This is a genomic window from Brevibacillus sp., assembly GCF_003521185.1.
GTDB classification, from domain to species: domain Bacteria; phylum Bacillota; class Bacilli; order Brevibacillales; family Brevibacillaceae; genus Brevibacillus; species Brevibacillus parabrevis.
Window position 1 is genome coordinate 1 of the sequence record NZ_DOTK01000010.1, and the last position, 25368, is coordinate 25368.

Sequence of the window (25368 nt, forward strand, 5' to 3'; positions counted from 1 at the left end):
AATGGGTAGCCTCCTACCCGATTGAACAACGGCTCGACGTTTTCCATGAAATGGGATGTGACCGCTTGCGCTCAACAAAACGCTCGGTTCGACTGGGGATTCGGAAAACTTGTGGCTAATCAAGGATACAAACGGTTATGTACACAGTTTTGGTGTGCAGATCAATAGATGAAGCTATTTTCCCGCTTATATATGTGGGGTGATTTCGCTTGAGATAGAAAAGTGAATGAATTACCAATATTTGACAATCTAGCTCATTTGTGTAATGATATTGCTTATTACGGAGGTGATTTTGTTGTGAGGAAAATAAGTGGATTTGTTTTTTTGTTCACAATTGCAAGCGGATTGGTTGTTGGTGGCGGAACTACTTTTGCTAGACCAGACTATGTTTGGGGGTTTGAGGATTACTACTCATACGCGGTTGACCAGAAAGCCGAACCGGGAAATGTGTTTCTAAGCGGTTACACAAAAGGCGAGGGGCCAGATTTAAAAGGCGTAAGCACAACTTCCAAATTTTATAAAAACGGAACATTTATTACCGATAAGACTAAAAAAGATTCCTCCGGCGAAGGTGCATGGGCACAAACATCGTACTATACAGGGCCAGGTACAAAGGAAGCTGAAGTGAAAACAGTTCACAAGGCATACACGCTGGATAATTCCTATATATCCAAGACGACTGGCAAGGTTTGGAAAAAATAAAGGTGGGGTAATCATATGCTGAAGAAATTAGTACCTGTATGCGTTGGGCTCGCTGTCATGGCTGTTGTTGGCCAGAGTGTGTTAGCTGACAAAGAAGTTCAGCAGTTGACTGATTCATCGCAAAAGTATCAAAGCATGACGTTAGAGAAGCTGGGCGTACAATTGAACAATAATACGTTCAAGGGAGGAAGTGCTTCTGAGCTTCCCGTACTGGATACAGTAAAAGATGCTCAGGGGAACGAGTGGACCTATGTCTCGTATCTGCACAGCAATTTGATTGAAGAGCAGTTAGAAGAAAAATACTCTGAAAAAGTAGCGACGTCATTTATTGATGTTCAGGAAAAAATCTTGGATCCCATTATTCAAGTAGGAGATACAATACCCGTACTCTTGCTTAACGAGGATCTTACACTTGGAAAAATGGCATATTTGCAAGAAGAAGGAGAAGGAAAGCTAATTCTTGCTGAATTTAAATTGGACGAGGACAATCAAGAATGGATTGTCACGAAAAGAGCAAAGTGATTCGTTTCTCGTATCGACTGTGTCGTGTTATCTAAGAAAACATCCTCTCTGGAAAATGAAGTGCGCCCCTACCTTTCACTCGTGAGAATAACTTCTGAATGTGTGCCTCTTTTTCATCATAAAAATACACCTTAGGGTTCAGCGGATCTATCAATAAAGGCCCGGATGGCTTTTCAAGCAAAAGCTGCACAAACAAAACGAGTGACAATAGTTTCATACAAAACGTGCACAAGTAAAATACAGAAGACAGCGGCTGCCAAATGGCTTGGCAGTCTTTTTTGTGTCCGAAAAACGCCGCGATATTTTTCCGGAAAAGCAAATGTCACCACCTTTCTTCCCAAACAGCGCGGAAAATGCTTACGCCCGTTCGTCAGTAAGTATGCAAAAATGGATAGCCGATGCACCATTGCATACATTTCGGCGGCAGCAGAATTAGACCTGGCAGTAAAATAAACGGAATTTGCTAAATTATCTGACTTGGTACAAAATATGCAGAGGACAACTTCTTGAACAAGAGAGTAGCTAAACAAAAGAACTGGGGGATTGATCAATGGAGCATCCGTCTGCACCAACGCTGAAGCGCTCGCTAACTCTTAGGCACATCGTCTTTTTCGGGCTTGCTTTTATGGCTCCGCAAACGTTTTTCTCGACGTATGGTGTCGCCGTACATAGTACGAACGGAATGATGCCCACGGCTTACGCCATCGCCATGATTGTCATGCTGTTTACCGCGTACAGCTACGCGCAGCTGGTCAAAGCGTTCCCGAATGCGGGGGCGGCCTACACGTTTACCCAGAAGACACTTAGTCCGCACGTCGGTTTTATTGTCGGCTGGACGATCATTATCGACTACATGTTCAGCCCGATGATCAGTTCCTTGCTCATCGGCATCTCGCTGTCGGCCTTTTTCCCTTCGATTCCGATGTTCGTCTGGATTGTGTCCTTTATCGCCATCATTACGGCGGTCAACATTCTCGGCATCAAGCTGGCAGCGCAATTCAACACGTACATGCTTCTGCTGCAACTGCTTGTTTTTCTGCTCTTTTTCATTTTGGCGATCTACGGCTTGCAGAGTGGCAAAGGAGAAGGGACGCTGTTTTCGACCGTGCCTTTTTACGATGCCCAAATCAGCATCCCGACGCTGTTGTCCGTCGTTCCGCTGCTCTGTTTCAGCTTCCTTGGCTTCGATGCGGTGACGACGTTGTCGGAGGAGACGAAAGACGCGACGAAAAGCTTGCCGAAAGCGATTTATTTGATCACGCTGATCGGCGGACTGTTGTTTATTGCCGGGTCTTATTTTTCCCAACTCATTTATCCGCAGTTTCAGTCTTTTCAAAACCCCGACTCCGCCTATCTGGAAATCGCGATGGACATTGGCGGGACAGTGTTCACCGGCATCGTGATCGCAGTCGGTTTGACAGCCGGATTCGCGTCGGCGGTAGCGTCCGGGACGAGCGCCTCGCGCATTTTATACGCGATGGGCAGGGAAAATGTGCTGCCGAAAAAAGTGTTTGGCTATTTGTCGCCCAAGTATCGGACCCCTGTCTTCAATATTGCCATCATTGGTCTAGTCGCGTTGAGTGCGCTGTTTCTCGATTTGCTGACCGCTGTGTCGTTTATTAATTTTGGAGCGCTGTTTGCCTTTTTCTTCGTCAATCTGGCGGTCGTTGCCCATTATTACATCCGCGAGAAACAGCGGTCGTTCAAAGGGACGATTTTGTACCTGATTCTACCTTTGATCGGCGCTGCGCTCATCGGCCTGTTTTTCATCAAGCTCGACAAGCATTCCCTGTTGTTGGGCGGCAGTTGGCTCCTGCTTGGCTTTATTTATCTCGTTGGACTGACGAAAATGTTCAGACAGCCGCCGCCGATGCTGACGGTAGACGAAGTGCACTAATGGGGCGAAATCGAGCATTCCAGCAGGGAGGAAAGGGTGATGCGAGATGGGCTAAACAGCGGTCATTGCTGAAGGCAACTTAACTCGTTTCCAGCGAAAAATGAGAGGATGAGGCAAACAATGGGAAAACAAATAGCGGATTTGATCGTATCAAGCAACGCCGTTTTTACCGGGCTTTCCGAGAAGCCGGAGCCAGCGGCGATTGCGATTGCCAACAACAAAATCATCGCGGTCGGCACAAAAGAAGAGATCAGCGCTTATGCCGGGGAAGAGACGAAAGTGTATTCGTTTGCCGACCAGCTAATCATGCCGGGATTCCACGATTTTCACCTGCACATCATGCACGGGGCCGTGGCGATGGAATGCGTCAACTTGTTTTCCGCCCGATCGCAAAGAGAAGCGCTGGAAATGATCCGCGAGTTTGCCCAGGCAAAACCGGATGAGCCGTGGGTCATTGGCAACGTCTGGGACGCGGCTTATTGGGACACGCAGCAATTGCCGAATCGCTACGCGCTGGATCAGGCTGTGCCGGATCGGCCAGCGCTCATGTTTCACGCGGAAGGGCATTACGCCTGGGTCAACTCCAAAGCGCTGGAACTGGCCGGAATCGACAGGGATACGGAAGACCCTGCTTTCGGGATCATCGGCAAAGACGAGGAGGGGGAGCCGAACGGCCTTTTGTATGAAAAGGCGATGGGAGCCGTCGTCCAGCACGCGTATCACTTTTCCCGCGAAAAAAGGCGCGAACTGTTCCGCAACTTCCTCGCGTATGCGGCGAGCCTGGGCGTAACGGCGGTTCACGACCTGTTTGCGACGGAATCGATGGCGATCTTGACGGACTATGACGTATTCCACGAGTTTGAGGCGGCAGATGAGCTGACGATGCGGATTCATCTCTGGCCTGCCCTGGATGGCGACCTGGAGCGAGCCAAACAGCTTCGCGAGACGTACCAGTCAGACATGCTGCGCGTATCGGGGCTGAAACAGTTTATCGATGGCGTCATTACAGCGCGCACAGCGTATTTGCTTGAGCCGTATGCCGATCAGCCCGACACGCGGGGCGAGACGTCATTCCCGCCGGAGACGATCAAACAATGGGTGGTGGATGCCGACAAGGAAGGCTTCGCGATCCGCTTCCACGCCATCGGAGACGGAGCGATCCGGCTTGCCTTTGACGCCTACGAAGCAGCGCAAAAAGCAAACGGCAAGCGCGATGCCCGCCACTCGATCGAGCATGTGGAGGTCATCCACCCGGATGATATTCCCCGGTTCCGGGAGCTGGATGTCACCGCTTCGATGCAGCCCGACCATTTTGCCATGTCCGAACGCGGCGTCTATACCGACCGGATCGGGGCGGAGCGGGAGAAGCATGTCTTCTCGATCAACACGCTGCAAAAGGCCGGGGCGAGGCTGGCGTTCGGGACAGACTTCCCGATCGATCTGCTGAATCCGTTGCTCCAGGTGTACCGGGCTGTCACCAGGATCGACAGCGGCGGCGCAGATGTCTGGCATCCGCACGAGCGAATTACGCTGGCCGAGGCACTGCGGGCGTACACAGCCGGGTCTGCTTACGGCTCGTTCCGGGAACAGGAGCTGGGCACGCTGGAGGCGGGCAAGCTGGCAGACATCGTCGTGCTTGCGCGCAATCTTTTCGCGGTGCCAGTCGAGGAAATCCCGGATACGAAAGCAGTGCTGACAATCGTGGATGGAAAAGTGGTTTTTGAGCATACGCAAGCACTCGTCGAAAGCTGAGCAATTGAGCATTTGCCATGAAAAAATCCCGACTCCTGCACGCAGGGTCAGTCGGGATTTTTGCTTGAAGTCAAATGGCTCATCAGGAGTGATGCCGTTCTTCTGCCATGGCAGCCGCCTTTGTTCGGTGGACCGTTCCGTGCGGATGGTGGGGCGGCGCGTAGATCGAGTACAGCTTCAGCGGCTCGTTTCCGGTGTTGATGATGTTGTGCCACGTGCCTGCGGGAACCATCACGGCGTAATCGTCATTGAGTCTTGCCTGGTAGTCCAGCCGGTCTTTTCTCGCTCCCATTTGCACAAGCCCGTGTCCGTCCTCAATGCGGAAGAACTGATCGGTGTCCGGATGTATTTCCAAACCGATGTCTCCACCTACCGGAATGCTCATCAAGGTGACTTGCAAATGCTTCCCCGTCCACAAGGCGGTGCGGTAATAGTTGTTTTGCTTTGTCGCTTCATCGATATTGATCGCCAGCGGGTGGGGGCCGTAATCTTTCAGCTCGACCCGATTCCAACTGCTCTCCCAGTTGCTGTACCAAGGATAATAGGCTGGATACCAGTGGTGTCCCCAAGACGTTTGGTCCCAGTCCCAGTTCACAGGCGTGACAGGGGGATGCCATGGATAACCATAGTGCGACGGATACATTGAATTGCTCCTCTCTCCAGTTGCTGTCCCTATTACCGTATGCAGTTGCCTATGAAGGCGAAAGCCCAAATTCGCTAAGCGCGGGGTTCCACGCTCTTTTGCCATTTGTGATGTCCGTCTGTTGTCCCGAGCAGGTGGAAGCCGTTGCGCTGATAAAACTGGTTCAGCTGCGGATTGTCCGCTACGCAATCCAGTCTCAGGTTCTTCTGCTCGCTTGCTGCATGCTGCGTGATCCAGGTCAACAGATCGGCTCCGAGTCCTTTTCGCATCGTAGCAGGACGCAGGGCGAGCCTGTGAAGATAGAGGCTGTTTTCGGAAGCATCTTCTCCCCAAATATGGCGGTCCCATTCCGTTTGGCTGGCTGCGACGGTAAAGGTGCCGATCAGCTCCGGCCCTTTCCGTACGAGATACGTGTGCTGATCCACAATCGCTTGTGCAATCTCCTCGTCGTCTCCGCCTTCCAAAAGAAACGCCCATTGCCTGATCCCTGACTCTTTCAGCCATTGCGCGACCTGCTTCAGCAGACTGATGACAGCCAGCGTATCGTGTGGCGTAGCAAGCTGGATGTGCCAATCGTGGGACATGGTTGTTATCCTCCTTGTTAGCCGTTTGAGAATAAGCGGGCTGTTTGTTATTTTACTGGCTGCGCATGCATTTTCCTGCCGCCATGCGAAAAGGTTCCGATTTTCCGGATACCTGCTACTGTGAAAGCGGTCGATACGGTTTCCTTTCCGGGAACGGCAAGCAGCTTGTGCGGAGACGGAAAAGGTTGTTTGTTCGCCGATCATGACGATCAAGGATCGCCGGGCGTCACAGCGCAAAAAAGCCGATGCCGCAAACAGGCACCAGCTCGTGAAAGTTTCTTTCATTAATCGAGATCGTCGTGTTTGAACAAGGAAGAGAGCGCTTTCGCAAGGAAACTGGAAACGACCTCTTCGTCTTCTGCATGCACAGCCAACGAATGAACCCAGTTGTGATCGTGGCCGACATCGTCGGAGCACAGCAAGGCGGCGCGCATGTTTTGCAGCGACATGACGATACTTTTTCCATCGAAATGCCGGGAGTAGAAAAAGGCGAAATCATAGCGGCGCTGCTCGGTGGCAAAAGTGACGAAGCGGGACAGCAAATTTTCCGATTGATCGTACGAATATTCAAACTTCATTGTCGACTCACTCCTGTGCTTGATTTGGGGCCGAGCTTTAAATGGCTTCCTCGAAGTCGATGACCGGAGGCTTTTTGGTGAAAAATTTGGTGCTGAACAGCAAGTAGCTGATGCCGACCAACGACCAGGTGAGTCCAAGGGTCAGCGCGTGGCTGTCCAGGTTGTACCAGAGAAAAGCGACAAAGCTGGTGCCGATCAACGGCGAAAGCAGGTAGTGAACGACATCGCGCACAGAACGCTGTTGATTGCGAATATAGTAATGGGCGATCACAGAGGCGTTAACGGCAGTAAAAGCGGTCAATGCGCCAAAATTAATGAAGGCAAGCGCCGTTTCCAGGTCGAGAAACAAAGCGGCCAGGGAGATGGCTCCGACAAAAAAGACGTTGCGCGCCGGAATGCCTTTGACAGGGTGCAGGTGGCCGAACAGCTTTTTCGGCAGGACGTTTTCTCTGCCCATCACGTACAGCAGGCGGGAAGCGCTCGTATGGGAAGCGATCCCGGAAGCAAGCGCAGCGGTTATGCTGCCCGCTACGAAGATCGCGTAAAACAGATCTTGTCCGAGAATCATCGACATTTCGGGTGAAGGCGACTCCGGATTTTGGAAATGGTCCACCGCCGGAAAAGCAAGCTGAGTGAAGTAGGAAGTCGTGATGAAGATGACGCCCCCGATCAATGCTACGAGAAAAATGCCGCGCGGGATCGTTTTCAGCGGGTCAACCGCTTCTTCCGTATACGTGGTGACGGCATCGAAGCCGAGAAACGAAAAGCAGAGAATCGCAGCCCCGGTGAGCAGCGTCGGCAGCGAGATCGCTTCCCCGTAAAAAGGCTGGGCTGTAAAAGCAGGCGCACCGTTGGCGGCAGAAGCAATGTGCGAAATGCTCAGGCAGACGAAAACGACGACAACGATGACCTGAAACACGACCAGCAATGTATTGAAGTTGGCCGTAGACTGAATACCGCGAAAATTGATGTAAGTAGTGACCGCAGCCAGGAGGATGCCCAATATCCAGCCCGGAACCATCGGAAAGGCGGCAGACAAGTAAATTTTGCCGAGGAGTACATTAATGACAGGCAGAAATACGTAGTCGAGGAGTGATACCCAGCCGACGAGAAAGCCGATGTGCGGGTTAATCGCCTGACGGGCGTAAGAGTAGGCAGACCCGGCGACGGGAAATACCCGCACCATTTTCCCGTAGCTGGATGCGGTAAACAGCATGGCAGCCAGCGCCAAAATATAGGCAGTCGGAACATGCCCGCCTGTTTCCTGGCTGACGATGCCGTACGTATCAAAAACGGTCAGAGGTGTTAAATAGCCCAGTCCCAAAACGATAACCTGCCACAGCTTCAAGCTTCTTTTTAATGTGGGTGCAGTTGAATGATTCAGGCTTTTTTCCATGACCAATCCCCTTTGTTTGTAAAATGAAAGCGGTTAACATTTCGCGGTCAGCTTCTATTCGATCCAAACCCCCGGCCGCCCGGCTGCGGAGTCTGGTCGCATCGTTTTTCCTCATGCCGTTTGCCCCCCTTGCTTCCCCAAACTGTGGTGTACATGATGCGACTATTTCTCTCAGCCATGTAAGCAAGTGATATGCCAAACGCGAAAGGGCGCCATCTATCCCGCTTTTTGCTGCGGGAGGGGACAGCATGCGCGTTCCTATTCATGCAAAAATTCATGGATTACCCCAAAATGCATACAAAACGGTCGCGCTTGCTTCTGCTCTCTTTGGGAGACAAGCGTGTGGAAAGTAAGTGGATTCCGTTGGTGTGGATGGATGGCGGAATAACGCAGATGTTTATCGGCTCTGCTATCACGCGCAGCATGATGACGCTGTCGGACTGGAATGAAGCCACAGTCGACCAGGATGCTGCGTGAAAAGACGGAAACGAGCTTCCGCAAGGCGGACGAAACAGCGGAGCAATACAAGATAGGAGACGGGAAGGCTGTGTATGCGGCAGCGGTCAAACTAAACAAAAATCAAAGGCGTTGCTCACCAGAGCAGCGCCCTTTTCATGACCAGTCCATGCAAAAACGATGATTCAAAAACGCATAGATTATGCAAAACCGCATAAGCCGCCCCCCTTGCTGCAAGTGTTCGCTGGAAAAGTAAATTGGCATAATATTTGCAATAATTATTCCGCGAACAAGCAAGGAAGGAAACAAGGAGTGGTTACGAGCGATGCGAAACAAGCTTTTCCTCATTGCCGTCCTGCTGTCGATGATTCTTTTGCCGCTTCGCCATTACATGGCAAACGAATACAGGCAGCGTTGGACAGGAGCAGAGGGATAGACACCAGATAGCCAAACCAAAAGTCCAACGCTGTAGAACAAAATGCAGCCGTCTCCTACACACTATCTACAAACGGAGGACTTCAACCTATGCAATATCCACTTTCCCCAGACGTAAAACCGGAGTTTTGCACGACAGGCACGTTCATGCGGTTACCGTCGGCAAGAGAAAATGCCAAAGTAGCGATTATCGGACAGCCGTTCGACACGGCCGCTTCGTTTCGCGTAGGGGCGCGGTTTGCTCCGCAAGCGATTCGCCAGGCTTCCATGACGCTGTTTCCGTATCATCCGACGCACAAAGTATACCCGTTCGAGGATACGCAAGCGATTGATGTCGGAGATGTTTCGGTCATTCCGCACAACATCCACCGCAGCTATGAGCTGATGGAAGAAGCCGTGCTCGACCTGATGAAAAAAGGCATCGTGCCGATTGGGCTGGGCGGCGATCATTCGATTACATTAGCGTCCTTGCGCGCCGCCAAAAAAGTATACGGACAGGTAGCGATGATCCAGTTTGATTCGCATACAGACACGTGGGACACGTACTACGACGAAAAATATTGGCACGGTTCCCCGTTCATCCGGGCGCACGAGGAAGGACTTTTGCAGCCGGACAAAGTACTTCAGGTCGGGATTCGCGGGACGCTGAACCATCCGGGCGACATCGAGGCCAGCTACGAGCTGGGGTACAACGTGATCACGACACAAGAGCTGCGCAGCCGCGGATTTGCGGATGTCATTGCGCAAATCAAAGCGCAGATTGGAGAAACTCCTTGCTTCCTCACTTTTGACATCGACTTTATCGATCCCGCCTTCGCACCCGGCACCGGAACGCTTGAGGTAGGCGGCTTCACCAGTCACGAGGCGCTGCAAATCATACGCTCCCTGACAGGCCTGAACTACATCGGGTTTGACCTCGTGGAAGTGTTGCCTCCGTACGATCCGACGCAAATTACTTCGCTGTTGGCAGCGACATTGATTCACGACTTTGCCGCCCTGGTTGCCCTCCGGCAAAATCAGCTGGCGAGCCAATAAGAAATCTATTCATTTTTGCATAATCGATGATTTTTTGCATAAATCAGTCGTACAAGTGCCCAGGCTTACACCAATGGTAGTCGTGCTTCCTTGATTGGCACGGGAGTTGCTTTAAGGAATGACACTGAGAAGGGACACAGCGGAAGGAGAGGATGGATTGCATGATAAACCTGAAGATGTACATCAACGGGGAATGGGTGGATGCGCAAAGCAAGAAGACCCGCGAAATCTTGAATCCCGCTACAGGGGAAGTGATTGCGCTCTCGGCAGAAGGGGATGTGGAAGACGCCCGCCATGCCATTCAGATCGCCCGCGATGCGTTCGATAGCGGCATCTGGTCGGAACTTCCGGCAGCGGAGCGCGCCCGCTACTTGCTGGCGATTGCCGACAAGCTGGAGGAGCGGGCGGAAGAAATCGGCAGGCTGGAGACGCTGGACAATGGAAAGCCATTGCGCGAGACAGCTTTTGACGTCGCGGATGCGGCTGCTTGCTTCCGCTACTACGCGGGGCTGGCTACCAAGCCGGACGGACAGACGTATCACGTGGCAGACCCGGTGCAAGCCATGGTCGTGCGCGAGCCTGTCGGTGTGTGCGGCCTGATCGTGCCGTGGAACTATCCGCTGCTCATGGGTGTGTGGAAAATTGCGCCTGCGCTCGCCGCCGGGAATACGATCGTGTTCAAGCCGTCAGAGGTCACTCCGGTTACCGCCCAAAAGCTGTTTGAAATCATCGAGGAAGTCGGCATTCCCAAAGGCGTAGCCAACATGGTGCTCGGAGCGGGAGCAACGGTCGGAAACGAGCTTGCCGAGAGCCATCTGGTCGACAAAATTTCTTTTACAGGCGGTACGGCCACCGGGCGCAGCATCATGCGGGCTGCTGTCGGCAACATCAAAAAAATCTCCCTCGAACTGGGCGGCAAATCGCCGAACATCGTTTTCGCAGATGCAGACTTCGATACGGCTGTTGATTACGCGCTATTCGGAATTTTCGCGAATCAAGGGCAAGTTTGCTCGGCGGGATCGCGGCTGCTGCTCGAAGATAGCATTCACGACCGCTTCGTCGAGCGACTGGTGGAGCGCGCCCAAAAAATACGCGTAGGCCGTGGCGACGATCCTGCTACGGAGATGGGCCCGGTCGTCAGTCAGGCTCACATGGAAAAAATTCTCCATTACATCGAGCTGGGCAAAGCAGAAGGGGCACGCCTCTTGTGCGGAGGAAACCGCCTGACGACAAACGGTCTGGAAAAAGGCTATTTCATCGAGCCGACGATTTTCACCGATACGACCCCGTCCATGAAAATTGTTCAGGAAGAAATTTTCGGGCCAGTGCTGGCGATTCAACGCTTTAAAGACGAGGCAGATGCCGTGCGTCTCGCCAACGATACCGTGTACGGACTGGCGGGCGGCGTGTTCACCCAGGATGGCGCCAAAGCGATGCGCGTCATCAAAAAGCTGCGCGCCGGAATTACGTGGATCAACTGTTACCATCCGACCTACAACGAAGCGCCTTGGGGCGGCTACAAGCAAAGCGGCATCGGCCGCGGCCTGGGCACGTTTGGCTTCGAGGAGTACACGGAAGTGAAGCAAATCAACATCAACCTGCAAGTTCAGCCAACCGGCTGGTTTGAAAACTAATCCAACCAATCAGGAGGACAGCGAGATGAGCAAAACCGTGGAGAGCAAACAGCAGAACATACAAGTACAAGAACAGTACAAAGACGTCTACGCCTATACGAGCCAGATTCTCGATCTGATCGCCAAAACCGACATTACAAAAGACGAGGCAGAGTGGGTAACGCGCCAGACGGTCGAGAACTTCCGCGACCACGTAAATCCCGGCTTTCTCGGCTACCGCAAGTCGGTTACGAAAGACGGACAGTTCGCCGCCGTGGAATGGAAGGACGCAGGCCCGAACTCCTTTATGGATGTAAACGGAAAAGAATACATCGATTGTCTCGGCGGCTTTGGCATTTACAACGTCGGGCATCGCCATCCAAAAGTAGTAGAGGCCGTCATTAACCAGCTCAACCGTCAACCGCTGCACAGCCAGGATTTGCTCGATCCGCTGCGCGCCATGCTCGCCAAAATTTTGGCTGACGTGACGCCGGGCGAGCTGAAGTACGCCTATTTTGCCAACAGCGGTACGGAGACGGTAGAAGCGGCGATCAAGCTGGCGAAAATGCACACAGGGCGCACTACGTTTATCGCTACGACAAAAGCGTTCCACGGCAAAAGCCTGGGAGCGTTGTCCGCTACGGCCAAAGGCGTATTCCGCAAACCGTTTTTGCCAATGATTCCCGGCTTCCGCCATGTGCATTTTGGCGATATCGACATGCTGCGCAAAACATTCGAGGCGTGCGCGCTCGTCGGGGAAGAAATTGCCGGGGTGATCCTCGAACCGATCCAGGGCGAAGGCGGAGTGAACCTGCCGCCGGAAAACTACTTGAAGCAAGTGCGCGAGCTGTGCGACCAGTACGGTGCCCTGCTCATCTTGGACGAAGTGCAGACGGGAATGGGCCGCACCGGAAAAATGTTTTGCTGCGAGCATTACGATGTGGTGCCGGACATTTTGTGCCTGGCAAAAGCGTTTGGCGGGGGCATCATGCCAGCAGGAGCGGTGGTCGCGACGGAGGAAGTATTCAAAAGCTTTTTCCCGAACCCGTTTGTGCAGACGACGACTTTTGGCGGAAATCCGCTGGCGTGCGCCGCAGCGATTGCGACCTTCAACGTGCTGATCGAGGAAAACTTGCTGGACCGCTGCGTGGAAATGGGCGAGTACATGCTGAAAGGGCTGCGCGCCGCAGCAGCGGCTCACAGTGACAAAGTGCAGGAAGTGCGCGGCAAAGGGCTGCTGATCGGAATCGAGTTCCATAACGACGAGATTGGTTACGAGGTGTCCAAAGGCTTGTTTGACAACGGCGTTCTGGTAGCCGGAACGCTGATCAATGCCAAGACGATCCGCATCGAACCGCCCCTCACGATTACGTACGAAGAAGCAGACAAAGTCATCGAGACTTTCCAAAAAGTGCTGCCGCAAGTCCAAATCTAACCGATAGACAGGAAAAGAAGACTGCCCACCCCAGTCTTCTTTTCCCTTTCTTCTCCATGGGAGCCCTGAGTATAATAGTAGTCACATGCCAAGCTATATTGGGAGGACCTATGGTTTCCAATTGTTTTGTACGAAAAACGTATCCAGTATCGTTTGAATCTTCTGCGAATGAAGTGTGGGACATCATGACTCGGTTCAACGAGCGTTATGTGTTTGTTACCGATCCCAAAAGCGAAAACAAGTATGTTGCTTATATACGAAATACGGATATGCTGCCGCTCTTGACCGAGCCGGGCTGGATGGACAAGCCCGTTCGGGAGCTTCCGTACCAGACCAACCTCGCCTATTATCAGCAAGGAATCAGCATACCCGACTACTTCAAGGTGTTTGGGGAGGAAGTCGTGGTCGTCCGCGACCCGGCGGGGCAAGACGAAGGCTATTTGCGCCGCGAGGATGTCTTGTACTACATTTTGACCAATCAGTCCGGCCACCCGGATTGGATGCGATCTTTGCTCAACTCGATTCCGATGGGCATTTTGATCGTGGACAAAAAGGGGCAGATCGAAAACTTCAGCTCCGAAGTGTTGCGGATGGTTCGCGTAACGCCAGAAGAGTTGCGACAGCAACGGGTAGGCGAATTGCTGGACCCGGGCGTTTTTCAGCGAGTGATTGAAAACGGGGAAAAGGTGCTCAATTACATCATCGTCAACGAACGAATCGGCGTGCTCGCCGACTTTTGCCCGATCCACAGCCACGATGGCACGGTGACCGGAGCGACGATCGTCCTGCAAGATTTGCCTTTTATCGAGCGAATGGCGATGGAAATGGAGTACGTCAAAAACCTCAACACCGACTTGCAAGGGATTCTCTCCTCGATCTACGACGAAATTCTCGTCCTCGATGAAAAAGGCGTGCTGCTGCGCTACAGCGGCAACCTGATCGAAGACTTTTGGGAAATCAACAAGGAGCAGCTGCTCGGCATCAATCTGATGGAGCTGGAACAGGAGGGCTTGTTTTTCTCGGCGATTGTCCGCATGGTGATGGAGCGCAAGCGCAAGGTGTCTGTCACACAGGAAAGCCGCTCGGGCAAAAACGTGCTGGCTGTCGGCAACCCGATTTTCGCTGACAACGGAAAGCTGGAGCGGATCGTCATCGCTTTGCGCGACGTGACGGAGACAGTCATGTTGAAGGAAGAGCTGCTGCAAGTCAAAAAAATATCGGAAAAGTACAAAAAAGAGCTGGAGCATTTGCGCGACCAGAAGCAGTACGCGAAAAACCGCCAGCTGATCTACGCCAGCGAACCGATGGAAAAAGTGATGAAATACATCCACAAGATCGCCAACACGTCCTCTACGGTGCTGCTCACCGGGGAATCAGGCGTCGGCAAAGAAGTGTTTGCCCGCACGATTTACGAGCTGGGACCGCGCTACAGCCAACCGTTCGTCAAAGTCAACTGCGGGGCGATCCCGGAGACGCTGCTGGAAAGCGAGTTGTTTGGCTACGAAAAGGGCGCATTCACAGGTGCAAACTCGAACGGGAAGCCGGGGTACTTCCGGATGGCGCACAAAGGCGTGCTGTTCCTCGACGAGATCGGCGAAATGCCGCTGAATTTGCAGGTCAAGCTGCTGCGCGTGCTCCAGGAGCGGGAAATTATTCCCGTAGGCGGCTCCGAGATCGTCGAGGTCGACGTGCAAATCATTGCCGCGACCAACAAAAATCTCGAAAAAATGGTCGAAGAAGGCACGTTCCGCGAAGACTTGTACTATCGGCTGAACGTCATCCCTGTCGTCATTCCGCCGCTGCGGGATCGCCCGGAAGACATCCCGCTGATCAGTTTGCACTTTTTGCAGACGTTCAATGAAAAATACGCGCGCTCCACGCAATTGTCCCAGGACGCTCTCGACTTGCTCGAATCGTATTCCTGGCCGGGCAACGTGCGCGAGCTGCAAAACATCATCGAACGGATTGTGGTCACCGCAGACGAGGATTTGATTGAGGCGCACCATATCACACCGCTTTTGAAAACGAAAAAGAAGCAGTATTTGCGCCAGCGTCTGACCAAAATCATGCCGTTGAAGGAAGCGACGAGAGCGATGGAGGAGCAGCTGATCAAGATGGCGATGGATGAGTTCAAGACGACCTCCATGGCTGCCAAAGTGCTTGGCGTCAGCCAGTCCACGATCAGTCGCAAGTATCAGGAAATCCAAGAAAAGATAAGTCGAGGTGAGCCGATTGGGTTTAAAGTATGACGTGGTATCGCCGTTTGCCGGAACCATTGAGCGAATCTTTTTTCAATTGAGCGATTCGGTGCAGGAGGGGGAATTGCTGTTCACATTGGCAGAGGGGAGCAGGCGAATGGACATTCTCTCTCCGGTCACGGGCAGCGTAGAGGCGATTGAAGTCGAGAGCGGGGAGCCAGTCATTGCGGGGATGATTTTGGCTTCGATCGTGCTGCGTCAAGAAGGATAAATAGAAAAAAGGGATCAGCCGAAGCGGGCCGATCCCTTTTTGTATGTTTACGATTCGCTTGCGATCGCTTCCAGTGCCATGACGATCATGTCGTTGAACGTCGTTTGCCGTTCTTCGGCAGTCGTTTCCTCGCCAGTGAAAATGTGATCGCTGACGGTCAGGATCGACAGGCCGTTGACGCCGTATTTCGAAGCGAGCGTATAAAGCGCGGTCGTTTCCATTTCCACAGCCAGCACGCCGTAATCGCCGAGCTTTTTCACCGGCTCCATGCTTTCCCGATAAAACACGTCGGCTGTCAGCACGTTGCCGACCCGTACAGACAACCCTTTGGCGACTCCGGCATCGTACGCCTTTTTCAGCAAGTCGAAGTTGGCGCATGGCGCGTAGTCAAAACCAGGGAACGTCAGGCGATTCATGTTCGAATCGGTGCACGCTGTCATGGCGATGATCACGTCACGGACGTTGACATCTTTCTGAATGCCGCCGCATGTGCCGACGCGAATCAAATTTTTCACGCCGTAATCGCGGATCAGTTCGTTGACGTAAATCGAAATCGACGGGACGCCCATGCCTGTGCCTTGGACAGATACCCGTTTTCCGCGGTACGTGCCAGTAAAGCCGAGCATGCCGCGAACTTGATTGTAGCAGGTCACATCGCCGAGAAACGTTTCCGCGATGTATTTGGCGCGCAGCGGATCGCCTGGCAACAGGATGCTTTCTGCGATTTCACCTGGTTTGGCTTGAATATGTGTGCTCATGATAAGGCCGTTGTGTGGGCGAGCGCGAGCATGGACCACTTTCGTTCTCGTTCCTCACACAGCGGCGTTCACCTCCTTGAATGGGTTAAACGGGAATAGATTGACCGAGCTTTTTGGCGGAAGCAGGTCTTGTAACGGAAAACAGAGCGCAGACAAAGGCCAGAAGCACGAAGATGCCGCCTACCCAAGCCGTGTCCACAACGGAGTAATGCTCAATCACGAAGCCGCCGACAGCCGAGCCGAGCGCGATGCCGATGTGCAGGGCGGAAGTGTTCAGGCTTTGCTGGATTTCGTACGACTCCGGCGCGGTTTCGATCAGGTAGTTTTGTTGGGCTGGTGTAATCGCCCAACTCAGCATGCTCCAGGCAATCATCACGACTAGGAACAGGTAGAGCGAAAACGTGACGGCCGGAATGAGAAACATCACGATGGCAAACGAAGCGATGATGACAAGAATGCTTTTCGTCGAGCCAAGCTTGTCTGCTGCCCAGCCGCCAATCCCGCCGCCGAATACGGCTGAGATGCCGAAAATGAAGTAGACGATGCTCACCCAGCCCGAGGAAAGCTGCAAAGCCGTTTTTAAAAACGGAGTGAAGTAAGCGTACAGTGTTAAGTGCCCGGTCAGCATCAAAACAGATGTCAGTTGAGCGCTGATGATCTTCGGTCTTTTCAGCGTCGCGAGCTGTTCTTTCAGCGGAATCGTGGGTCTTGCCGGAATTTTGGGCAAAAAGGCGTAAATGCCGACGATGGCAGCGAGCGTCAAAACCGAGATGAGCAGGAACGGAGCGCGCCAGCCAAACGAATTGCCGATGACAAGACCAAGCGGAACTCCGAGGACGAGCGAGCCGCTGACTCCCATGAAAATGACGCCGATCGCTCTGGCCCGGTACGCTTCTTTGACAATGGAAGAAGCGATGGTGATGGACAGGACGATGATCAACGAGCCGCTCGCTGCGGAAAAAATCCGCCCAAGCATCAAAACGAAATAAGTAGGACTGAGGAAAGAGATCACGTTGCCGAGCAAAAACACAACTAGCGCCCAGACGTACAAAGACTTCCGCTCGGCTTTCGCCGTCACGGTCAAAAGAATCGGAGCAGATAGCGCGAAAATAATGGAAAACATCGTAATCAGCCAGCCGGCTGTGCTGATGGAGACTTGCAAATCCTCCGCGATGATGTCCAAAATGCCGCCAATGATCAACTCTACCGTACCGACAACAAAGGCAGCGATGGCCAGAATGTATACTTTCATGTTCACGGTGACGAGCAAACCTCCTTTTGGATAAAAGAATGAAGTTACCACAGATATAGTAACCTATAATTTTCGCGATAACAACCCCTTGTAGTAGTAACCTTTTTGTCCCTGTAACAATATTTGACAATAGACTTGCTAGACTCATATAGTAAAAAAGGAAAAAAATAGAGGATTGAGGGGAAGCTTTTGGGGAAATTGTTCTTGTTCTCATTTTTATGGTGGCTGACAGGTAATCCGTTTATCGCGCTGCTCGTCATTTTGCTCGTCCTGTACTTTCTCGATTTGCGCTTTGTCCGGCTGCTGCCTGACATCACGAAGCCGTATCGGCGCTGGAGGCGACTGTCCGCCCTGAACAGCCAGCTTAGGCTAAATCCGCACGATACGCCTGCCAAGCTTGAGGCTGCCCGGCTGCTCATGGAAAAACGGCAGTACACAGAAGCTTTGACCTATCTGGACGGTATTTCTATCGCGATGCAAGATTCGGCTGAATATTTGTGCGACAAAGGAATTTGCTTGCTCAAGGTCGGACGGATGGAAGAAGGACTGGAGCTGATCGGCAAGGCTTTGCAACTGAATCCGCGCGTCCGGTACGGAGAGCCATACCTCATCGTCGGGGAAGAATATGCGAAGCGCAAACAACAGGAAAAAGCGCTGGAATATTTGGGCGAGCTGGCGAAGATGAACATGTCATCGTGCGAGGTATACTTCAAACTTGGCGTGGTGTACGGCGAATTGCAGCAAAAAGACAAGGCGAAAGCGTCCTTTCAGGAAGCTGTAGAAGTCTACCGGGGGCTGCCCTCCTACAAGCGCCGGACGGAAAGACGCTGGGCGTTCCTGGCCTGGCTGCGAAAAACGATCTGATGGTTGCCATTTCCGGCAGCCATTTTTCTTTGTGGTCAGTCACCGCTTCGAGACCATTCCTCCATAAAAAAAGCAAATCTTTTGCCGATGTTTTTGCAATCCATACCCATAAGCGTTCATAATAGAAGCAATACATTCAGGATGTGATCACGCTTGCAAATCATTGTATATGACCTGGAAACGACACTGACTCATCAAAAAGACAAGATTCCGGAAATCATCGAGATCGGAGCGGCAAAAATTGTTCCCGGACCAAACGGCGTGGAGGTAGACACCTTCCAGAGCTATACGTTTCCGGCCATCGAGCGCAGAATTTCGGAGCGCACCCGCAAGTTCGTCGGTTTGGACAAGGAAAACATGCCGACGTTTATTCCGTTTCGCAAAGGCTTCCATTCCTTTTTGGAGTGGATTGGAACCGATTCGGACTACTACCTGTGCTCGTGGGGCCAGGATGACAAGCGGCTGATGATCGAGCATTGCGCCCGCTTTGGGCTGGATTTCAGCTGGATGCGCAATTACAACGATATTCAGCCCGCGATCAGCATGCTGCTCGCCGACCGCAAGCAGATGAGTCTCAAGGATGCGATCGATTGTGCCGGAATTGTCCAGGAAGGAAGGCTGCATTCCGCGCTGGTTGATGCGATACATACAGCTCACCTGTTGATCAAGTACAACAAGACGGTTCACCTGTCGCAAAACACGCCCGAAGAGAACTATAATTTGTCCAGCCCGCTGTACATGACGTGCCGCTCCTGCAAAAAGCAGAAATACTACACGGCTTTCGGCAGGAAAAGCAGAAGGTGCCAGGCATGCTTGCAGCATAAAAAACAGTTGGAGCAAGCAACCGAAACGACGGGGGCACCGAATCACTAGCAAGCAGACTGTGCGCAATAGAGGGAGAAGAGAACATGATTCGAGACATGCACGATGGCGACATGAAAGCGGTTGTGGCGATGCTGCAACGCGGGGTGCAATGGCGCGCGCTGGAGATTGCCGCGATTTTGAAGTCCGCTACCGTGTTCCTGTACGAACAGCAAGGGGAGATTGTTGCCTGCGGCATGTATGATGTCACTTCCTTTGGTGAAGAAGGAACGGCTGAAATTTATGTCTATACGCGCCCTGAGTGGCGAAACCAAGGGATCGGTTCCAGTCTGTTCGACCAGCTTTTTCGGCAGTTGGAACAGCAGGAGAAAAGGATGACGGCTGTAGCCGCTACTTATCGTGTCGACGAAGGGGAAGCGGAAGCGTTTTTTGCCGGGAGAGGCTTTGTGCCTTTGTGGGGACAGCATCTGATGCAATACAGCGGCGGCATGCTCGCTGAGCCGACGCTTGCGATCAAGCCTTTTGCCGAGGGTGATCTGGAGCGCTACATCCAGTCCCAGAGTGATGCCTACTACGAAGTGCGCAAAGGCATCGACCTGAAGCCGTACCGATTGACAGATTGCTCCGAGCAAACGATGGAGTCGTGGAAAAAGTGGCTGCTGACGGAGATGAAAGACGATATTCACATGTTTTATGACGAAGCGGGAGCGTTCGTCGGTTCGCTGATCGTCACCTCGCACGGCGAGGCTTACGATGTGTTTGTCGATCCGCTGCATCAAGGAAAAGGCTACGGCAAGCAGCTCGCCGCATTTTTTGTAAACCGGACGCTGGAAAAAGGATTGCAGCCGTATTTGCTGACCGGAACGCACAACAAGCCGGCGATTGCCTTGTATGAACGGACAGGCTTTCAGACTTGCCAGACGATGCTGACGGCAAGACGTCCGTTGTCCTGAAACCATTTTTGCCAATAAAAAAGCCGCACGGTCACGATTGATAGCGACCGGAGCGGCATTTTTTATGCGCTTGCGTTAGACTCCAAGCAACAGCAAGATGATCGAGGTGAGCGAGAAACAGACGCTGATCAGGCAAAGGAAAGCCACGACCTGCTTCGGATTGAGTCCCGTACGCAACAGGCGGTAGTGAACCTGGCTCGCATCAGCCTGGTAGATCGGCTTGCCTTGCATGAAGCGTTTCATCACGACAAACAAGTTGTCGAAGATCGGGACGCCCAGCGCCAAAATCGGGATGAACAAGGACAGGACGGTTGCCTGCTTGAACGCTCCATCCAGCGCGATCACGGCGAGGATGAACCCGAGAAAAGTCGCTCCTGCATCCCCCATGAAAATTTTCGCGGGCGGCTTGTTGTAGCGAAGGTAGGCGAGAGCGACTCCGACCAGGCTGATCGCCATGATTGCGGAAGTGTTCTGGCCTTTGACGAGAGCCACAACAAACAGGGTGCCGGCAGAAATGGCGGAAAGTCCTCCTGCGAGGCCGTCCATTCCGTCCGAAAAGTTGATGACAGTAGTTACTCCGAATATCCAGAGGATCGTGAGAACGAATTGAAGCCATTCCGGCAACAAAATGTACTCGCCGCTAAGCGGATTGTAGAACCCGGAGAAGGTGATCCCCGACATGTACACAATCACAGCGGCCGACAGTTGGACGATCAGTTTGGGCAGGGCTGAGAAATCTTTGCCCTGGGTTTTGTACCAATCGTCGATGGTGCCGATGGTAAGAAGGAGCAGCGAGCCGATCAATACGGCGACAGTCTGTTCCGGCGACTCTTTGGAAAACAACAGAAAAGATGCGGCGAATCCGACAAAGATGGCATAGCTGGCCGTGAGCGGAATCGGCTCGCGGTGAATCTTGCGCTCGACGTCTTTCCGGGGCTTGTCCACAAAATCAAGGCGAAATGCCAGTTTGGCCAGCGGTGGAATCAGCACCATGACGATAGCGAACGACAGTACAAACGAAATCGCGTATGTAATCATGACCATCTCCTACGAAAAGACAGCATTTTTTTAGACAAGTCTATTATAGGAAGGATTCCAAATTTTGTCGACTCTTGCTGACGAAGCGTGGGGAGGTACCAAAAAAAGTTGGTACTTATTTCATAGACAACGAAAAAATATAATCCCTTCTAGGAGGGATCAACATGGAATATATGGGCTTATGGTTCATCTTGGGCATCATTTTTATGCTGACGTGGGCGACGAAAAGAATGAATGGCTGGAGCAAGCTCGCTGTGATCGTCTATTACGCGGTTTTGTCATATGTATTTATTGCGCGAAAAGAAGAGATTTACCAGGAGTATCATGCGCTGCCGGTTCCGAAACAGTTTTGGGACACCAATTCGGAATGGGTCGGGTTCATGACGGGCTTTTTCTTTGTTCCTTTCTTGCTGCTGCTGGTGTACAACTACTTCCTTTGGTTCATGGCCGTTTCGGGAACGAAGAAAAAGCTGCTCGTTGCGCTTTCCCTCATCCCGGCAGCTGTTGTGTATATGTGTCTGCTGTTTATCTTTAGCATGTACGGGTATCGTCCGTAGTGAATAACAGTTTTAATGCGTGTTAGATTTTCTTACATAAAATGTGATTTGTTCACTGACTTTTCTCCGTTCGTCCGCTATGATGGAGTGGAGAGGAACCTGCAAGATACCTCATGAAACGGAGGGTTCAAAGCATGACGCCAGGATTGTCGTATCGAGAAGTGATCCAGCCTTCGGAAGCGGAGCTGCGCGAATTGGCCCGGTTGTTGGTGGACGTCGTGGCGGACGGGGCTTCCATCGGGTTTTTGCCGCCTTTGACGGAGGAAGAAGCGTACAAGTATTGGACTTTGGTCCCGCGCGAACAGGCTGTTGTCTGGGTAGCAGAAAAGGAAACGGGCATCGTCGGAACGATCCAGCTTCAGTTGTCGGATCGGCCGAACGGACTGCACCGGGCCGAGATCGTCAAGCTGATGGTGCATCCTTCGGCACAGCGCCAAGGAATTGGCCGCACGCTGATGCTGCTCGCAGAGGCGCGGGCGATGGCGGAGAACCGCAGCCTGCTCGTATTGGATACGCGGGCGGGCGATCCGTCGAACCAGTTGTATCAGGCGATGGGCTACAAGGAAGCCGGGCGCATTCCCCAGTATGCAAAATCGGCGGACGGAGAACTGCACGACACGGTGATTTACTATAAACAAATCGGCGAATAGCGAAAGGCCAGGCGGACGACAGGAGTCCGCTTTTCTTGATTCAGTTGACAAACCGACCGACGGTTTGTATAGTAAAAGAAAGGAAATGGACTTCCATCATTCATGTTCACAGGAGGAGACTATGTCATCGATCCATCAAAATCCGAGCTTTCAATTGCTGCTTACAGCCACGGAGGAATTGATTCTGGAAAAAGGATGCCAGCAAACGACGTTGCAAGACATCATGAAGCGTTCGGGATTGTCCAAAGGAGCTATTTACCATTACGTAAAAAGCAAGGATGAGCTTTTGGGCTTGCTGCTACAGAGGCGATTTGCTGCGATCAGCCAGCGGTTTTACCAGACTGTGAGGGAAGGGGGAGGGGAATTGGCGGAAGCGTTGGGGACTATTTCGCAGAGCTTGAGTCATGTCCACGACCCGCGCGATGTGACGAACCTGATCCTGATTTACTTGCTGAGCAAACGGGAAGATCCAGTCATTGGCGACATGCTTTCCCGACTGCATGCGGAGAGCATACAAACCTCAAAGGAATGGATCGAGGTGGGGCAAAAAGCCGGAGTGATCCCGGAAAGCCTCGATGCCGAGAAGATCGCCATTCTTTTTACGATGATCACGTACGGTATCAGAATGAAGACGCAAATCGCACCGGAAGCCAAAGGATTGTCCGTCGATGAAGTGCATCAAATCATGCATCAAACGCTGACAAAAAACTAGCAGGGGGGAGTTGTGCCATGCTCATTTTTTCGATCTTCAAAGTGCTCCATATCATCGCCGGGTTTACCGCTTTGCTTGTGTTCTGGATTCCTGTCGTCACCAAAAAAGGCGGAAAGGCACATGTGCGCTCGGGCTGGGTGTATGTCTGGGCGATGGGAGCGGTAGCGATCTCAGCTTTGGTCATGGGCATTTGGCGAATTGGCTTTGATCCGCAAAAAACAGGAGAGTCGGTTACTTTTGCCTGGTTCCTCATTTTTATCGCCATACTGAGCTCAGCAACGGCCTGGTACGGGATTCGCGTGCTTCGCTACAAAAATCGCAAGGCTGCGCACCGTCACGCGATCGACTTGCTGTTTCCTGCCCTGCTGCTGCTTTCGGGAGGCGCTATGAGCCTGTATGGAGCGTCCATCGGTTTTACTCTCTTGACCTGGTTTCCGTTCATCGGGATTTTCCTCGGTGCTTCGCAGCTTTGGTACTGGCTGCGCGCGCCGGGGCGCAAGCTTCACTGGTGGTTCGAGCACTTGGGCGGGATGCTCGGCTGCTGTATTGCGACGATTACGGCTTTTACCGTATTTGGCGCACCGCGTCTGTTGGGGCTTAGCTCGGTTCACCCGCTTGTCTGGTTCATGCCGACAATCGTACTCGTTCCCTGTATCATCGGTTTTTCGCGCTACTATCAAAAGAAATTCAATCAGTCGAAAAGCGTTTGAGCGGAGTGCATGGCGTGCAACAAAATGCTGTGCGCCTGCTCGCAGCATCAGAAAATTTTGCTGGATAGCGTAACTTTCCATATCTTGGGCCGTCTTTACACTTGTACAGATTTTCCCGTGAGAAAGGAAGGTTGTGAATGGCAAAATTGTCTCTTGCTGCCCTCGTTCCGTTGCGTTCAGATATTGCCCACAAAGTTACGGAGTTGGATCAGGAACGTGAAAATAACGCTTTCTGTGTCTATATAAAAGGCGACAAAGCCGAGGAGCCGTCCCGGTCGTTTACGCTGATCACGGAAGAACTGGAGGAAGCGCGCGAAGACTTTCGCCAGATTGACGAGCTGATTCACGGGGCCAACCTCGCGCATCATATTTTGTGGAACAAACAGGAGATCAGCTTGTTTACCGCGATGCAAACCGCCAAGCATATGCGCAAGGAAGCGGCTTCGCTCAAAAGATACGGCTCGATGAAAAAAGAAGAGCTGAATACAGGCAGGTTTTACAACGGCGGCGAACAGACCATTACCCGCGCCATGTACGATATCGAAAAAGCGCGCGAGAACGGGTTGCAGCTCGAACGTAAGGTCAAACGTCTGTCCCAGTTGATCGAAGACGAGTGCCACAAAATTTTTCTGGAGTTTCCGCAAGCCGAGAAGTACATTGATTTGGAAGACTAGGCGCATGGTTCATGTGCTTAGCTTAGAAAACGTAGAAAGCTTGGGGCTATGTTTTGTAAGCTGAGTACAGCTCAGCCACAGGAAATCGCGGACAAACGCTTATCCTTGTGCGAGACAAGGACCCCTGTGAGCAGTGCATGCTGCTCATAGAAATGTATGACAGAGCATACCTACAAAAACTATGAGAGACTGAACCAATCGCCAGACGGCTATTCGCCTGCTCGATTACTCGTTCTATACGGCTGGACAACCGCGAACACCGTACTCTCCTTTCTCGTCCCGTTTCCTGTGAATTTTCGCCATGATGAGACCTTCTTGTGTTGTGTGCCAAGGAGGTTTTTTTGCTAGATAAGGAGATTTAACAGGTTTGGCCTGTTGATCGCGGCTGTGGGGGAGGGAGGAAACAGGAGAAACCGCTGCAGGGACGTGGGACTCTAGCGGGGGAGTTAGACTGCCCGTCTCCCGCGAAAAAGGAAAACCGCGTCAAAAGCAGCGAGATCGAAGAAGCGGACGCACGTTGCCGCTTAAAGGCGTGTTTTCCTTTTTCGCCTGCGCCTCGGAAGGAGTCCCAAAGCCCTTTCGCTTGTTTCTCCTGTTTCCTCGGCCACCGGTAAGCTTTGGTCGGATATTGTTTTTTGGAGGTTGCTCAAGGGCGGAAAATCCAGAGCAGAAATTGAGTAAGTTTTTTCATGAACGGGTTGCATGAAGCGACCGTCTTGAAGAAGACTCTTACTCATGTTTCTGTGCTTTTTTGAAACCCTCGATCACCACCGCCTAAAGTATCGGTGACGCAGACTACAAAATGTCAGCCCAAGCAAGCTTTTTGCATTGGCATTTTTCCTTGAAACTCGCGCCGACCAC

The 25368-nt window shown here is 52.3% G+C and carries 25 protein-coding genes; 18 read left to right on the forward strand and 7 right to left on the reverse strand.

The features are described from left to right. The first annotated feature begins 222 nt into the window (after positions 1-222). The 4 genes from DEP07_RS02840 (at position 223) to DEP07_RS02855 (ending at position 4873) form a co-directional block, all read left to right on the forward strand. Positions 223-702 (forward strand): hypothetical protein, encoded by a 480-nt coding sequence (locus DEP07_RS02840; RefSeq protein ID WP_141254237.1) that lies wholly within the window; start codon positions 223-225, stop codon positions 700-702. Between the two features lie 15 nt (positions 703-717). Continuing rightward, complete coding sequence (locus DEP07_RS02845; RefSeq protein ID WP_287102074.1) at positions 718-1224, forward strand: hypothetical protein; 507 nt, start codon at positions 718-720, stop codon at positions 1222-1224. A gap of 550 nt (positions 1225-1774) precedes the next feature. After that, positions 1775-3121, forward strand: coding sequence for an APC family permease (locus DEP07_RS02850; RefSeq protein WP_122964670.1), 1347 nt, complete (start codon positions 1775-1777; stop codon positions 3119-3121). 120 nt (positions 3122-3241) lie between these two features. Further along, positions 3242-4873, forward strand: coding sequence for an amidohydrolase (locus DEP07_RS02855; RefSeq protein ID WP_287102075.1), 1632 nt, complete (start codon positions 3242-3244; stop codon positions 4871-4873). Between the two features lie 82 nt (positions 4874-4955). On the opposite strand, the gene DEP07_RS02860 is transcribed toward DEP07_RS02855, so the two are convergent. From DEP07_RS02860 to DEP07_RS02875, 4 genes are all read right to left on the reverse strand, one after another. Continuing rightward, positions 4956-5516: a cupin domain-containing protein gene (locus DEP07_RS02860; protein ID WP_122964672.1), complete on the reverse strand. Its 561-nt coding sequence runs from the start codon at positions 5514-5516 to the stop codon at positions 4956-4958. Between the two features lie 74 nt (positions 5517-5590). Continuing rightward, positions 5591-6100, reverse strand: coding sequence for a GNAT family N-acetyltransferase (locus tag DEP07_RS02865; protein ID WP_287102076.1), 510 nt, complete (start codon positions 6098-6100; stop codon positions 5591-5593). 284 nt (positions 6101-6384) lie between these two features. After that, positions 6385-6678: an SAV0927 family protein gene (locus DEP07_RS02870; RefSeq protein WP_122964674.1), complete on the reverse strand. Its 294-nt coding sequence runs from the start codon at positions 6676-6678 to the stop codon at positions 6385-6387. Positions 6679-6715: 37 nt separating this feature from the next. Further along, entirely contained in the window at positions 6716-8074 is a 1359-nt protein-coding gene (locus DEP07_RS02875; RefSeq protein WP_122964675.1) for an APC family permease, read from the reverse strand. Positions 8075-8416: 342 nt separating this feature from the next. On the opposite strand from DEP07_RS02875, the gene DEP07_RS02880 reads away from it, so the two are divergent. The 6 genes from DEP07_RS02880 (at position 8417) to DEP07_RS02905 (ending at position 15517) form a co-directional block, all read left to right on the forward strand. Next, positions 8417-8551 carry a hypothetical protein gene (locus tag DEP07_RS02880; RefSeq protein WP_267901881.1) on the forward strand — a complete coding sequence of 45 codons (135 nt, stop codon included), beginning with the start codon at positions 8417-8419 and terminating at the stop codon, positions 8549-8551. Between the two features lie 504 nt (positions 8552-9055). Then, the gene (speB, locus tag DEP07_RS02885) at positions 9056-10000 is read left to right on the forward strand and encodes an agmatinase (RefSeq protein WP_173599223.1); all 945 of its coding nucleotides are present in this window, start codon (positions 9056-9058) and stop codon (positions 9998-10000) included. 161 nt (positions 10001-10161) lie between these two features. Next, positions 10162-11634, forward strand: coding sequence for an aldehyde dehydrogenase family protein (locus DEP07_RS02890; RefSeq protein ID WP_217022276.1), 1473 nt, complete (start codon positions 10162-10164; stop codon positions 11632-11634). 25 nt (positions 11635-11659) lie between these two features. Then, positions 11660-13048, forward strand: coding sequence for a putrescine aminotransferase (locus DEP07_RS02895; RefSeq protein ID WP_122964678.1), 1389 nt, complete (start codon positions 11660-11662; stop codon positions 13046-13048). A gap of 110 nt (positions 13049-13158) precedes the next feature. After that, positions 13159-15297 carry a sigma 54-interacting transcriptional regulator gene (locus DEP07_RS02900; RefSeq protein WP_122964679.1) on the forward strand — a complete coding sequence of 713 codons (2139 nt, stop codon included), beginning with the start codon at positions 13159-13161 and terminating at the stop codon, positions 15295-15297. Next, the gene (locus DEP07_RS02905) at positions 15281-15517 is read left to right on the forward strand and encodes a hypothetical protein (RefSeq protein ID WP_173597593.1); all 237 of its coding nucleotides are present in this window, start codon (positions 15281-15283) and stop codon (positions 15515-15517) included. The genes DEP07_RS02900 and DEP07_RS02905 overlap by 17 nt, the downstream gene beginning before the upstream one ends. Before the next feature lie 47 nt (positions 15518-15564). Here the strand turns inward: DEP07_RS02905 and deoD are convergent, their stop codons facing one another. Together deoD and DEP07_RS02915 are read right to left on the reverse strand one after the other, a co-directional pair. Further along, positions 15565-16275, reverse strand: coding sequence for a purine-nucleoside phosphorylase (gene deoD, locus DEP07_RS02910; protein WP_122964681.1), 711 nt, complete (start codon positions 16273-16275; stop codon positions 15565-15567). 85 nt (positions 16276-16360) lie between these two features. Next, positions 16361-17533, reverse strand: a complete 1173-nt coding sequence (locus DEP07_RS02915) for an MFS transporter (protein ID WP_287102078.1) — start codon at positions 17531-17533, stop codon at positions 16361-16363. A 183-nt stretch (positions 17534-17716) separates the two neighbouring features. Between DEP07_RS02915 and DEP07_RS02920 the strand changes: the two genes are divergently transcribed. The 3 genes from DEP07_RS02920 to DEP07_RS02930 all read left to right on the forward strand — a co-directional run bounded on the left by DEP07_RS02920 (position 17717) and on the right by DEP07_RS02930 (position 20166). Next, positions 17717-18391, forward strand: a complete 675-nt coding sequence (locus DEP07_RS02920; protein WP_122964683.1) for a tetratricopeptide repeat protein — start codon at positions 17717-17719, stop codon at positions 18389-18391. Positions 18392-18544: 153 nt separating this feature from the next. Next, entirely contained in the window at positions 18545-19264 is a 720-nt protein-coding gene (locus DEP07_RS02925) for a 3'-5' exonuclease (RefSeq protein ID WP_122964684.1), read from the forward strand. A gap of 35 nt (positions 19265-19299) precedes the next feature. Next, the gene (locus DEP07_RS02930; protein WP_280648517.1) at positions 19300-20166 is read left to right on the forward strand and encodes a GNAT family N-acetyltransferase; all 867 of its coding nucleotides are present in this window, start codon (positions 19300-19302) and stop codon (positions 20164-20166) included. Positions 20167-20241: 75 nt separating this feature from the next. On the opposite strand, the gene DEP07_RS02935 is transcribed toward DEP07_RS02930, so the two are convergent. Then, a complete protein-coding gene (locus tag DEP07_RS02935; protein ID WP_122964686.1) occupies positions 20242-21210 on the reverse strand; it encodes an MraY family glycosyltransferase in 969 nt (322 codons plus the stop codon). Positions 21211-21368: 158 nt separating this feature from the next. Between DEP07_RS02935 and DEP07_RS02940 the strand changes: the two genes are divergently transcribed. From DEP07_RS02940 to DEP07_RS02960, 5 genes are all read left to right on the forward strand, one after another. After that, entirely contained in the window at positions 21369-21761 is a 393-nt protein-coding gene (locus tag DEP07_RS02940) for a hypothetical protein (RefSeq protein ID WP_122964687.1), read from the forward strand. 134 nt (positions 21762-21895) lie between these two features. Beyond that, the gene (locus DEP07_RS02945; RefSeq protein WP_280648516.1) at positions 21896-22411 is read left to right on the forward strand and encodes a GNAT family N-acetyltransferase; all 516 of its coding nucleotides are present in this window, start codon (positions 21896-21898) and stop codon (positions 22409-22411) included. A gap of 121 nt (positions 22412-22532) precedes the next feature. Next, positions 22533-23123, forward strand: coding sequence for a TetR/AcrR family transcriptional regulator (locus DEP07_RS02950; protein WP_122964689.1), 591 nt, complete (start codon positions 22533-22535; stop codon positions 23121-23123). Between the two features lie 17 nt (positions 23124-23140). Beyond that, positions 23141-23833, forward strand: coding sequence for a DUF2306 domain-containing protein (locus DEP07_RS02955; protein ID WP_280648515.1), 693 nt, complete (start codon positions 23141-23143; stop codon positions 23831-23833). Positions 23834-23970: 137 nt separating this feature from the next. Further along, a complete protein-coding gene (locus tag DEP07_RS02960) occupies positions 23971-24507 on the forward strand; it encodes a hypothetical protein (protein WP_063230010.1) in 537 nt (178 codons plus the stop codon). The last annotated feature ends 861 nt before the right edge of the window (positions 24508-25368 follow it).